This window comes from Huintestinicola sp. (assembly GCF_051882455.1).
Taxonomy (GTDB): Bacteria; Bacillota; Clostridia; order Oscillospirales; family Ruminococcaceae; genus Huintestinicola.
On record NZ_JBJERV010000030.1, the window covers coordinates 1 to 12733 of the forward strand.

Below are 12733 nucleotides of genomic sequence, written 5' to 3' on the forward strand. Positions count from 1 at the left end.
GGTGGAACGTTTTTGACAAAGCAATTTTAATATGGAGTTGTGCATATTATATAATTGTCGTTTCTTTTTTGACAGATTGACAGGTCTTTCGCATTTGCGCGAAAGACCTGTTTTCTTTTATCATGAAACTCTCTTTTTCAGCTCGTCCAGCTCAATGACCCTGCTGAGCCTGTTTATAAGTATAGTGCTTGTCACAGGCTTTGTTATAAAGTCCATAGCCCCCCGGTCAAAGCACCGCTCTTCCAGGGATTTGTCCGAATCGGCAGTCAGGAACACAACGGGAACATCGCAAAGCTCCCTTATCCGCTTCATAAGCTCAAAGCCGTCCATCTCGGGCATATAAATATCCAGCACCGCCAGGTCGGGAATGTCCTTCCTCAGTATTTTCAGTGCTTCATCTCCCGAACCGGCAGTTATGACCTCAAATTTCGTCTCAAGTGTCCGCTTTGCAATGGCAAGGCAGGAGGGGTCGTCGTCCACTATAAGTATTCTGGATATTCTTTCCTCCTTCGTCTCCTCGCCGCCCAGGATATCGTCGGGGTCGTCAAGCACAGCCTTTATTTTTTGGAGCATTTCGCCGTACATTTCGTATACCCTTTGATGATTTTCCTCAATGTAGCCGATATCTCCCGATTTCTGCGCCATTTCAAGACCCTTTGCCTCACCCGAAAGCTCCGCCGCGCCGATGGTAAGAGATGTGCTCTTTACAGAATGAACGGTGATGCGGTAATTGTCGTAATCTTTTTCCTCGTAGAAATTCTTCATATCCTCAAGACGGGAATTTTCAAGATATGTCTCAAGCATGGATATGTAAAAGCCCTCGTCCTCGCAGCAGTAGGTAAGACCCGTTGCCGTATCGAGGAACTGTCCCAGCCGCTCCATAACACTTCGTTTGCGGCGGGGAGCATTTTTCTCCTCGGTGGTATCGGGAATATCCCTTGGCAGCTCCTTTATCATTCCTGCAGGGAGATATTTTTTCAGTATGCCGTATAACATTCTGCCCGTAACAGGCTTTGCAAGATAATCGTCAAAGCCCTCCGCAAGATACATTTCCCTCGCACCCGCAACGGTATTTGCGGTAAGCACCGCAACAGGCGCATCGCTGAGCCCCCTGTCCTTAATGACACGAAGAGTCTCGATACCGTCCATTTCGGGCATCATATGGTCTAAGAAAATAATATCGTAGCTGTTTTTCTCCAGCATAGAAATAGCTTCTCTTCCGCCGCTGACAGCGTCGATATCCGCTCCCGAGTCTCTGAGAAGACCCTTGAAAAGCTCTCTGTTCATACCGTTATCATCAACGGTGAGGATCTTAGCGTCGGGAATATAGAACTTGTAGCTGTCATCAGTGTTTATGTCGCCCGAGCCGAGAGGGGATATTTTTCCTGCGGGAATACTGCTTATTACCTGCTGTCTCAGCTCAAAGGAAACTGTGGTACCCTTTTCATACTCGCTGTCGATGGATATGCTTCCGCCCATAAGGGACAACAGCTTTGTAACGATGGAAAGTCCCAGACCCACGCCCTGAATGTTCTGATTTTTCTTCTTGTCCAGGCGGGTAAAGCTCTGTGACAAACGGGCAAGGTCCTCTTTTCTGATACCAACGCCGCTGTCGCTTATCCTTGCGGAAAGCAGACCCGTATCGCCGCCCTCATCGGGTATCCATTTAACGGATATCTCCACATAGCCTCTGTAGGTATATTTCACCGCATTGGATATCACATTGTTAAACACCTGGATAACTCTTGTAATATCACCCGAAAGCTCGGAGGGGATATTCTCGTCGATATCCGTCCTGAGCTCAAGCTGACTTTTGTCGGTGCCGTATTCCGCATAGGCGAGCACATCTCTCAGCATAGAGCGGGTGGAATAGGGGCTTTCGGTAATTTTCAGCCTGCCGCCCTCTATCTCGGTGTAGTCGAGAATGTTGCTGATAATGGAGAGGAGGTTCATACCCGCCGTCTGAACATTATCGGTGCATTTTCTTATCTCTGTGTCATTAGTCTGCTGCATTATCATCTCGTTAAAGCCGAGAATGGAGTTGATAGGAGTTCTCAGCTCGTGGGACATTGCGGAAAGAAAATCGGTTTTCGCCTGATTTGCCGCCTGAGCCAGACCCATAGCCTCCTCCGCCTCGTCTCTTGTACTTGCAAGCTCCTCCATAGTTTTAGTAAGCTGCTGATAATCGGGGGTCTCCATGGAAAACATGAGCATCACAAAGCCCAGAGACACTGTAAACAGGCAGAAAAGCACGTCAGGTAAAACGAGCTGTACCGCAGGACCGATAAGGCTTGTAACGCAGTAAAGAATGATGGTTACCTTCTGATTTGTATTGAACCGTTTTGACTCGCTGAGCAGCACACCTGTAGCAGCGAAGATAAATACCAATGACACAGAATAGGTCATATAATACAAAGGTCCGTGAATATACTCTCCCTCGGGAGTAAAGCTGAACACACAGCCTGTGAACAGGTTGATAACAAGGATAATATTTGCAATAATGTTCAGCCATCGGCATATCTGAAAGAATTTTCCTTCGGGCTTTCTCCTGCACACACCCTCAATGCAGTAAATAAGGAAGTGATATTCAAGTACAAGGACCGAAACATTATAGGCGTGGTTCAGTATCATATTCAGCCATACAGGTATATGAGCCGCATAGCTTATGGTAACAGCAGTCAGAACATCGAGAGAGACCGCAACGAGGAGATATACCGCCAGCCTCTGAAAGAGCTTGTTCTGCTTTGATGTATTATTGTACTGAAGGCGGATATACATATTAAGGATAATCAGGTAGCAGATAGCCGCGGCTTCAAAATAAATATTATAGATCATTGCTTACCGCCTCCTCCTTTTCGCCCAGATACTCCGAGATCCTGTCAATAAGCCTTTCGCAGCTTTCGGAAAAGCCCTTGTGATGTTCCTTGACATAGGAAATATTGTCATTTTTAAGAGCATTTTTCATAGCGGCAGTCTTGGCAGCAAGCTCCTCCGCGCCGATACTGAGAGCAGTGCCCATAATACTGTGGATACATACACTGTAATTGTCCCAGTCTCTTGCGGAGTAATATTTGTTTAGCCTTTCCGTAATGCCGCTGTGAACGAACCCCCGGAGCACTTCCTTGTAGAAGGAAATATCTCCGCAGCAGAAGGATATACCTTCCTTTGAATTAAGAAATCCGGGAATATCCGAATTATCGCAGGGTACCTTTTCCCTGACCTCTTCGGAGAAGGATACCACCTTTTCGGCAGGCAGGAACCTGATAAGCATATCCTCCAGGTCGCAGCCCTTCACAGGCTTTGAAAGATAATCCGCAAAGCCCATGGACATATAGCTTTCCTTAGCGCCCGCAATGACATTTGCAGTAAGAGCGATAACGGGGGTGTCCCTGTTGGGGCTGTCAGTATTTTCTTTCAGGTGTTTCAGAGTTTCAACGCCGTCCATCTCGGGCATAAGGTGGTCCATAAAGATAATATCATATTTTTCCTTTGCAGCAAGAGCAAGACATTCCTCACCGCTGTAGGCTGCGTCTGGGCTGATAAGAGTCTTTTTGATAAGCCCCTTCATTACCTCCACATTCATCTTAACATCGTCCACCACAAGTATCCTTGCGTCGGGGGCATGGAAGCTTTCATGGTATTTCTTGTCGGGGGAGCTGTTCTGGCTGGGGTCAAATACGCCTATAACGCCTGTTCCCGCCACCCTCTGGGGAATACGGACCGTAAAAATGCTTCCCTTGCCCAACTCGCTCTCCACCAGGACCGTGCCGTCCATAAGCTCCGCAAGCCTTTTTGTAATGGCAAGACCCAGTCCCGTTCCCTCGATATTTCTTGTCTGAGATGAATTTATTCTTCTGAAGGAGTCAAAAAGCTTTGCCTTGTCCTCATCGCTTATGCCCATACCCGTATCCTTAACGGAAATAATAAGCATTATCCTTTCATCATCTATCCTGTCAAAGCCCAGAGAAAGAGAAACCGAGCCTTTCGGGGTGTACTTCACACCGTTTGTGAGAAGATTAGTGATTATCTGCCTTATGCGAAATTCGTCACCCACAAGCTTTTTTGGGGTATTCCCGTCAGTCTCGAAGGAAAAGCGAAGCTCCTTTTCGGCGGCTCTCATAAATACCAGATTGTAGCAGTCCTTGAGCAGCAGGGAAAGGTCGTACTCTGCGGGGATTATCTCCATTTTATTGGACTCTATCTTTGAAAAATCCAGAATATCGTTAATAATGCTCAGCAGGGAATTGCCTGCGCTGCGGATATTCACAGCATAAGCGGTAATATCCTTGTCCGTACTTTCTCTGATTATCATCTCGTCCATTCCGAGAACGGCGTTGATGGGAGTTCTTATCTCGTGGGACATATGAGCGAGAAATCTGCTCTTTGCGTTATTGGCGTTCTGAGCCTCTTCCATAGCCTTGACAAGCTCATCGTCCTTACGGAGCATTATCTCCCTCTGATTTTCGTAAATATCGGTCTGATATTTAAACATAATGCCTATAATAACGGCAAAAAACACGAAGGATATGAACATTACAGAGAAGCAGGCGATCTCATTATCCGAATGGATTATGCTCCCGGGGCAGAATTTTTCATATATCATACATCCCGCACTCGCAAGCACGCTGAGAATAAACATTATCACCGAGCCCGGTCCTCTGAGAGCAACGAGAGGAGTTAAAAGCCCGAGCAAAAACCACAGCTGTATACCGTCCTTTGTTCCGCCGTTTGTGATAAAAAATATGGGTAGCAGCACAAGGTCGCCTATGGTAGTTATAAGAATGGCAGCAAGGCGTTCATTGCCCTTTATCACGGATATCCACAGATTAAGCCCCAAAAAAAGGACAATGAGAACAGCGGTTATATTCCCGATAAATCCCGGGTTTAAAATAAAGGATATGAGAACGGATATACCTGCCATAGCAAAGGTCACCGCAAGCATAAAATTAAAAAGCTTATGCTGTACATCAAATTCGTCCTTCAGGAGCAGGTCTTTTATTTTTTTTATCAAAGGTGTTTTCACAAAGCTTCCCCCTGTTTGTTCGTCTATATCAACAAAAAAAATCAAACTTAATAGGTCTATTTTTAATTATATCATATATTCTGGACAAATTCAATATATTTTTAAAATAAAAATGTCTCTCAACAGGTGAGAGACAACAGTCTGTCGAAAAAGGAACGACAATTATATAATATGCACAAACCCATACAGAAATTGCTATGTCCAAAACGTTCCACCGGAACGTTTTGGAGGGAAAAATAATAAGGATATGTTAGAAAGGGGCGCGGTCGTGTTCGCGCCCCTCGGAAATGCTGTCGCATTTCCTCACCCCTGCTCCGTTTTGGAAGGATAAAGGGGATTTCGCCCTCTGCGGAGGGCGACAAGGGGCTCTGCCCCCTTGACCCCTGCCACCTTTGAAAAGGTGGACGAAACTTTTACTATGACCTTATTTGTGCAAATTTTTTCATCTAAACACTTTATCGACACGCTGATGTCTCTCAACAGGTGAGAGACAAAATATAATATAAACCTTATCAGACCTCTCCTGCGGAAAGCATTATCATAGCGGTAACAGCAATAGGACAGGTCTCGCAGCGCAGGATACGCTTCCCCAGCCATATGGGAACAGCGCCCTTCTCGCAGCACATATCCGCCTCCGACCTGTCAAAGCCCCCCTCCGCGCCGATCATAACGCCGCAGGTCTTTTTTCCCGAAAAGTCAATGTCCGAAAGCCGCTCCCCGCCGTTTTCGTAGCATAAAAGGGATATATCGTTCCCGCAAAGCTCCCTTACAGCCTCCTCAAAGCTTACAATTCCGCATATTTCGGGAATATTTCCTCTGCCCGACTGCTTTGCGGCTTCCTCTGCTACCTTTCTCCACCTTGCAAGCTTTTTCTCCGCCGATTTTTCATGGGGACGAGAAACGCATCTTTTGGAGATAAAGAAAACTATCCTCGCCGCTCCCAGCTCCGTGCATTTCTGAATGATAAGCTCGGGCTTGTCCTGCTTCGGGAGAGCCTGATAAATGGTCAGCCGCAGATCCGGCTCGGAGGAGGAGGGGACCTTTTCGACTACTCTGCAAAAAACCTCCTCCGAGGTCATTTTCTCAATGACCGAAACAAAGTCCGTACCCTCTCTGCAGAAGGTGATGCTGTCGCCTGTTTTCATTCTGAGCGATCTGCCTATGTGAACGGCATCGCCGCCCCTGACCGTAATAATATCGCCGCAAAGAGCGGTCTCGTCAATAAAAAATCTTGGCATATGTGACCTCTTAAAAATTCACCCGTTCATTATCGCGGGCATAATATAACTATGACAGCCTGTTGTAAAGACAGCCTGTACATTTCATAACACAGGGAAGCAATACTTATGAATAATATATCTGCATTGTCCTCGCTGTCCGAGGGCACAACAGCTACCGTAACTGAGATGAACAGTACGGGAGATATGCGCCGCCGACTTATGGATATGGGACTTATCGAGGGAACAAAAGTAATATGTCTCCACCGCAGCCCCGCAGGGGACCCCATAGCCTATCTTATCAGAGGAGCAGTGATAGCTCTCCGTAAGGAGGACACGGGAAAAATACTTGTGAGAACAGATCAGCTTGCGGAGTAAACTCTCACATAGTCCGCATATATCCTGTCGGGGAGCATATCCTTGTCGGGAATACCCGTCCAGCCCCCGGTCTCAGCGGAAAATTTAAGGTATAAGGGAACCTCGCAGGTTCCCTTTGCTTTTTGAGCGTCGGTCCTCCAGGTCTCATTTCCGTCAATATAATAAACATACTCGTCCTCAGTCCAGAGAAGCCCGAAGGTGTGAAATTCCCCGTCGTAAACATCGGCGTCCACTATCTTCCCCTCAGACTTGTGCTTAGAACCGTAGCCGTCCCAGTTAAGGGTGTGCTGTATCTTCTTCTCGCTGTAAAAAGGGGACTCGTAAATATCTATCTCCGTACCGTCCCTGCCGCCGTTTGCCTCGCTGTTAACAGAATCTCCCATGAGCCAGAAGGCAGTCCAGTACCCGGGGACATTGTTAAGAGTGCATCTTATCTCATAATACCCGTAAGCCTGCTCGAAAATGCCCCTTGTGCGGACAGCCCCCGAGTTAAATCTGTCCGTTTCCTCGTCATAGCTCATCTCCAGCACAAGGTGCCCCTCTCCGTCAAGATAGGACATATCGTCCTTCCAGTAATTATTAAGGTCCTGACGTTTGTATTCGGGACATCTTTCCCACTTTGAAGCATCAAGCTCCGTCCCGTCAAAATTATCCTCAAAGGTCAGGTAATAAGGAGTGTGGTCAAATATTTTATAACTTTCAACATCTCTGTTTAAAAATGTTGAAAGTTCCGCAACTGCCGCCGCCATCAGTGCCATAAGCTCGGATATCATACTATCATGCTCCTTTCCTGTGAAGCTTTTCCCTAACGCTTATTCTCAGCTTTTCAAGAGCCTCGCCGTGTTCCGAGGATCTGAGACTCGGGAAAGCATTGATAAGCCTGATAACGCGCCTGTCCTCCCTGTCGGAAAATGCGATAAGAGCGTCATATCTGCTCCTGAGCTTTTCTTCAAACTCGTCTCTTTTCTCCCTGACCTCTTCCCTGAGCCTCTCAGCCTCTTCGGAAGCCTCCTCGGAAGCAATATAAAACTCTGCCGCCTTTTCAGCACCTGCATCTGCTGCCTCAAGAGCCTTGTCCGCAAATTTCATTCCCAGCTTCTGGGAATGATCGTACATTTTAGCGGATATCTCGGATATCTCTTTAAGCCTGAGATTGAGCCTGTATACCGCCGAAACGGAATTAACGCAGTCAATAACAATAAGCACGCCCATTACTATAATGACCATAACGCCTATCATACGGGGAATGATACGAATTATCCCCTCTACCCACGGCTCAGCGCAGTATTCCACGATAAGGCAGCCCAGACCCCATTCAATGCTTACTTTAAGGCATATATACCCCTTGAAATTGAAATGCTCGTCGGAATAATCCCACCACATATTGTGAAAAATAAGCTTCATCAGCACCCCCACCGCCAGCTCAAAGGCTGTGCAGATAAGCGATGACAGGATAAAAACCACAATGGGATATTCCATAAACCGCCCTAAAATGACAGTGATAATAAGCACTCCCACCCCGTATATGGGGCATATGGGCATACTGAGAAATCCTCTGTTCGAATACTCCCCCATTTTAAGAGCATGAGCACAGACCTCGATAGCCCAGCCTATAAAAGACCATATCAGAAACAGCAGGCACATTTCATAAAGGCTGAACCCGAAAAAGCTTATTTTCTCAAAAAACAATTTTATCACCTATTACAACAAGCAGGCGGTTTTTCCGCCTGCCCATTTAAAAATTATTCTTCCGTATCTTCCGAAACGTCCTCATCATCATCGTCAGGCTCTTCGTCAATAATTACCTCGCTCTGCTCTTCTGCAGCAGCCTCGGCAAGCTCCTTCTGAAGCTCCTCCTCGGAAGGCTGCTCTATCTTCTCGGTCTCAGCGCTGTCATCGTGCTCGGCTCTTGTGAAGGAAACCACCCTGTCCTCGCCGCTTACTCTCATAAGCTTGACGCCGGTAGCATATCTTCCCATAACGCGTATATCGCAGGCTCTTATCCTGATGATAACGCCGTCGGAAGCAATCATAATGATGTCATCGTCCTCGTCAACTATCTTGATGCCGCATACATAGCCCTTTTCCTCGGATACCTTGTAGCTCAGCATACCATAGCCGCCTCTGTGCTGTATACGGTAATCCTCAAGCCTTACGCGTCTGCCCAGACCCTTGTCGGTAACGGTAAGAAGGGTAGCACCCTCTCTTACTCTCGCCATAGAAACAACATAGTCGCCCTCTCTGAGCTTGATAGCCTTAACGCCGTGAGCCGTTCTGCTCATAGGTCTCATCTGAGTTTCCTCAATGCGTATAGCAAAGCCGTTTCTTGTGGCAACAATCACCTGAGCATTGCCGTCAGTGAGCCTTACGCCTGCGATCTCGTCGCCCTCGTCAAGCCCCACAGCCCTCAGACCGTTCTTGCGGACATTCTTGTAGGAGGAAAGGGGAGTCCTCTTTATCTTGCCGTTTTTGGTGACCATAATGATAAATCTGCCCTCGTCATAATCGGAGGTCTTTATCATAGCGGCAATTTTCTCGTCCTCTGCAAGAGGGAGCATATTGATAACATTAACGCCTCTGGACTGCTTTGAGCCCTCAGCGATCTCAAAGCAGCGCAGCTTGTACATAATTCCCTTGTTGGAAATAAACAGCACATCATCGTGAGAGGAAGCGATAAACATTTCCTGAATAAAGTCCTCGTCCCTCTGCTTTATAGCGGAAACGCCCTTGCCGCCGCGCTTCTGAATTTTGTACTCGCTTACAGGCTGGCGCTTGATATAACCGATATCCGTAAGAGTAACAACGCAGTCCTCAACGGGGATAAGGTCCTCCACATCAACTTCGCCGCTGATGTTCTCGATATCTGTCTTTCTCTCGTCGCCGTACTTCTTCTTTATCTCCTCAAGCTCATCGGAAATGATAGAAAGCACCTTCTCATTGTCCCCGAGAATTTCTGTCAGTTCCTTTATCTTAGCATGAAGCTCGGCAAGCTCGTCCTCTATCTTCTTGCGCTCCATATTGGAGAGCTGATACATTCTCATCTGAGCGATAGCCTCAGCCTGCACATCGGTGAGAGCAAATCTTTCCATAAGTCTCGACTTTATCTCGCCGATATTTTCGGAGGTACGGCATATCTTGATAACCTCGTCGATATTATCCGCCGCAATGACCATACCCTCTAATATATGCGCCCTTGCCTTGGCTTTGTCAAGGTCGAACTGAGTCCTTCTTCTGATGACCTCCACCTGGAAATCCAGATATTCTGTCAGCATCTGCTTGAGGGTCAGCACCTTAGGCTCGCCCTTAACAAGAGCAAGCAGGATAATGCCCACCGTATCCTGAAGCTGAGTGAACTGGAACAGGTGATTGAGCACCACCTGAGGAATGGCGTCCTTTTTCAGCTCGATAACTATCCTTACAGCATTATCCTTGTCCGACTCGTCACGAACGTTGAAAATACCGTCAATTCTCTTGTCCTTGGCAAGCTCGGCAATTCTTTCTATAAGGGTCTTTTTGTTGACCATATAGGGTATCTCGTCAACGATAATGCAGTTACGTCCCTTTATCTCTTCAATTCTGGTCCTGCCGCGGAGAGTTACCTTTCCGCGGCCCGTAGCATAAGCAGCCCTTATGCCCGCACGACCCATAATAATGCCGCCCGTAGGGAAATCGGGACCCTTGATATGCTCCATAAGCTCGTCAAGAGTGCAGTCGGGATTTTTGATAAGGGTCTGAACAGCGCCGATAGTCTCGGTAAGGTTGTGAGGGGGGATATTAGTAGCCATACCCACAGCAATACCCACCGAGCCGTTTACCAGAAGGTTAGGGAAACGTGAGGGAAGCACAACAGGCTCTTTCAGTCTGTCGTCGTAGTTAGGCATAAAGTCAATGGTGTCCTTGTTAATGTCCGTAAGCATTTCCAGGGACATTTTCTCCATTCTTGCCTCTGTGTATCGGTAAGCAGCAGGGGGGTCGCCGTCAAGGGAGCCGAAGTTTCCGTGACCGTCCACCAGGGGATATCTCATAGAGAAATCCTGCGCAAGTCTTACCATAGCGTCATAAACGGAAGCGTCGCCATGGGGGTGATAACGACCCAGAACGGTACCGACAGTATCGGCGCACTTACGATACTCCTTGTCGGGAGTAAGACCGTTTTCGTACATAGTGTAAAGGATACGCCTGTGAACGGGCTTGAGACCGTCTCTCACATCGGGCAGCGCACGGGAAACAATTACCGACATAGAGTAGGCAAGGAAAGACTCTCTCATTTCCTTTTCGATATCCCTGTTAATAAACCTGTTATTATTCAAACTGAAAACTTCATCTGACAAATTAAACAACTCCTTTTACGGATAAAAAGCAATTACTTTGATGTGCATATCGGCTCATTCGCCCTTGTATCTCACACCCATGATATTTGAAAGTCTGTTTTTTATCTCCATTACCTCATAGGGCTTAAAAGCCGACTTAGGTATAACGAACACATTAAATTTCTTGATGTACACAATGAAAAGCTCTGAACTTTCAACAATTTCAACAGCGGCATTGTCGAGATGTATGATAGTAGCGGGAGGGAGCTCGCTGTCGGGGTCATTATCCTTTTGGTCAGTCTCCTTTTCCTCTGCTTCTGCCTCTTTCTCAGCCTCTTCTGAAATATACGGGTCGTATAAAGTTGATATTTTTATCTTATCAGTATAAATCTCAGCCTCATAGACCGTACCCTCAAGCTCCCCGAGGCTGTCCTCAAGCTTTCTGAAGGTATTTTTTGGACGGATAAGGAAATACCCACCCAGAACAACGCACATCACAATGAGCATATAGGAGAAGGAAACGTCCTCGCCCTCCGCAGCGCCTGCGATAGAAAGTATCTGAGAAACAATAGCCAGAACAACTATGAACATCTGAAGGCACACGTTTTTGAAAACATATTTTTTCTGAAAAAGCTTAAAGCCTTTCAGAATATCCTCTTTAGAGCTTTTGTATTCGCCCTTGGCAAGAAGCTCTTCAAAGGAGCTTCTGCCGTCGTCGTAAATATCATCGTCTAAAACAGACAATACTTATCATTCCTTTTTGTTGTAAAATAAATGGTTGTAACCTTATAGTAAGTCCGATTAACCGTTACTAAGTCCGGACAGCTAACAATGCGCCACGGGCGCATTGCGTTAAGGGTTGCGACCCTTAACAATCCCGGGGAAGGGGACGCCCTCTATCGCAGGGCGTCCCCTCTTGAAAAACAGTCCACAGGACTGTTTTTCAATTCACCCCTTGCGGAGCTCTTCTAAGGATAAGGAGTTTCGCCCTCTGCGGAGGGCGACAAGGGGGCGCCGCCCCCTTGACCCCTGCCACCTTTGAAAAGGTGGACGAAACTTTTACCTTTTGGGCTCCGTTAGTTTTGCTTGTCTTACTTTTTTATGCTTTAAAAATCCAGATTTTTAACATACTTAGCATTTTTCTCTATAAACTCACGTCTGGGCTCTACCTTATCACCCATCAGAATAGTGAAGATCTCGTCCGCCTTGGCAGCGTCCTCCAGCTCCACCTTGAGCATAGTTCTTGTCTCGGGATTCATAGTAGTCTCCCACAGCTGTTCGGGGTCCATCTCACCGAGACCTTTATATCTCTGAACCACCATCTTTCCGTCTCCCTCGGCGGAAAGCTCGTTTATATACATATCCCTCTCCTCGTCGGAGAAAGCATATCTTGCAATTTCCTTCTTGCCCTTCTTCTTAGCCACCTTGAAAAGGGGAGGCTGGGCAATGTAGATGTTTCCGTTGGTGATGAGGGGTCTCATATACCTGAAAAAGAAGGTAAGCAGCAATGTTCTGATATGAGAGCCGTCCACATCGGCATCGGCCATGATTATTATCTTGCCGTATCTGAGCTTTTCGATGTTGAAATCCTCGCCTATAGAAGTGCCGAGAGCCGCCACCACAGGCATAAGCTTCTCATTTCCGTAAACCTTGTCGATACGCGCCTTTTCTACATTGAGCATTTTACCCCAAAGGGGAAGGATAGCCTGATATCTTGCATTACGTCCCTGCTTAGCAGAGCCGCCCGCAGAGTCTCCCTCCACGATGTAAAGCTCGGTGAGCTTGTTGTCCTTGTCATAGCAGTC

Annotated in this window: 9 protein-coding genes; 1 reads left to right on the top strand and 8 read right to left on the bottom strand. The window is 47.0% G+C overall.

Features of this window, described 5'->3' with window-relative positions; all coding sequences use genetic code 11:
• Window positions 1-120: 120 nt before the first annotated feature.
• The 3 genes from ACI4J0_RS03870 to ACI4J0_RS03880 all read right to left on the bottom strand — a co-directional run bounded on the left by ACI4J0_RS03870 (window position 121) and on the right by ACI4J0_RS03880 (window position 6261).
• Window positions 121-2835, bottom strand: a complete 2715-nt coding sequence (locus tag ACI4J0_RS03870) for a response regulator (protein WP_439764502.1) — start codon at window positions 2833-2835, stop codon at window positions 121-123.
• The gene (locus ACI4J0_RS03875) at window positions 2825-5023 is read right to left on the bottom strand and encodes an ATP-binding protein (protein ID WP_439764503.1); all 2199 of its coding nucleotides are present in this window, start codon (window positions 5021-5023) and stop codon (window positions 2825-2827) included. The genes ACI4J0_RS03870 and ACI4J0_RS03875 overlap by 11 nt, the downstream gene beginning before the upstream one ends.
• A 512-nt stretch (window positions 5024-5535) precedes the next feature.
• On the bottom strand, window positions 5536-6261 hold the full coding sequence (locus tag ACI4J0_RS03880) for an RsmE family RNA methyltransferase (protein ID WP_439764504.1): 726 nt from the start codon (window positions 6259-6261) through the stop codon (window positions 5536-5538).
• A gap of 108 nt (window positions 6262-6369) precedes the next feature.
• Between ACI4J0_RS03880 and ACI4J0_RS03885 the strand changes: the two genes are divergently transcribed.
• On the top strand, window positions 6370-6618 hold the full coding sequence (locus tag ACI4J0_RS03885) for a FeoA family protein (protein WP_439764505.1): 249 nt from the start codon (window positions 6370-6372) through the stop codon (window positions 6616-6618).
• Here ACI4J0_RS03885 and ACI4J0_RS03890 read toward each other — a convergent pair.
• The 5 genes from ACI4J0_RS03890 to ACI4J0_RS03910 all read right to left on the bottom strand — a co-directional run.
• Entirely contained in the window at window positions 6603-7391 is a 789-nt protein-coding gene (locus ACI4J0_RS03890) for a glycoside hydrolase family 16 protein (protein WP_439764506.1), read from the bottom strand. The two genes, ACI4J0_RS03885 and ACI4J0_RS03890, sit on opposite strands and share 16 nt — an antisense overlap.
• 4 nt (window positions 7392-7395) lie before the next feature.
• Window positions 7396-8307 carry a putative ABC transporter permease gene (locus ACI4J0_RS03895; protein ID WP_439764507.1) on the bottom strand — a complete coding sequence of 304 codons (912 nt, stop codon included), beginning with the start codon at window positions 8305-8307 and terminating at the stop codon, window positions 7396-7398.
• Between the two features lie 53 nt (window positions 8308-8360).
• Complete coding sequence (gene gyrA, locus ACI4J0_RS03900) at window positions 8361-10928, bottom strand: DNA gyrase subunit A (RefSeq protein WP_439764508.1); 2568 nt, start codon at window positions 10926-10928, stop codon at window positions 8361-8363.
• A gap of 75 nt (window positions 10929-11003) precedes the next feature.
• On the bottom strand, window positions 11004-11672 hold the full coding sequence (locus ACI4J0_RS03905) for a hypothetical protein (RefSeq protein WP_439764509.1): 669 nt from the start codon (window positions 11670-11672) through the stop codon (window positions 11004-11006).
• A gap of 362 nt (window positions 11673-12034) precedes the next feature.
• Window positions 12035-12733 (bottom strand): toprim domain-containing protein (locus ACI4J0_RS03910; RefSeq protein ID WP_439764510.1); only part of this gene is annotated, 699 nt, incomplete at its 5' end.

Coding starts and splice junctions, on each gene's coding strand:
- ACI4J0_RS03890 (WP_439764506.1), bottom strand. CDS start 7,391: ATGATATCCGAGCTTATGGCACTGATGGCGGCGGCAGTTGCGGAACTT.
- ACI4J0_RS03885 (WP_439764505.1), top strand. CDS start 6,370: ATGAATAATATATCTGCATTGTCCTCGCTGTCCGAGGGCACAACAGCT.
- ACI4J0_RS03880 (WP_439764504.1), bottom strand. CDS start 6,261: ATGCCAAGATTTTTTATTGACGAGACCGCTCTTTGCGGCGATATTATT.
- ACI4J0_RS03870 (WP_439764502.1), bottom strand. CDS start 2,835: ATGATCTATAATATTTATTTTGAAGCCGCGGCTATCTGCTACCTGATT.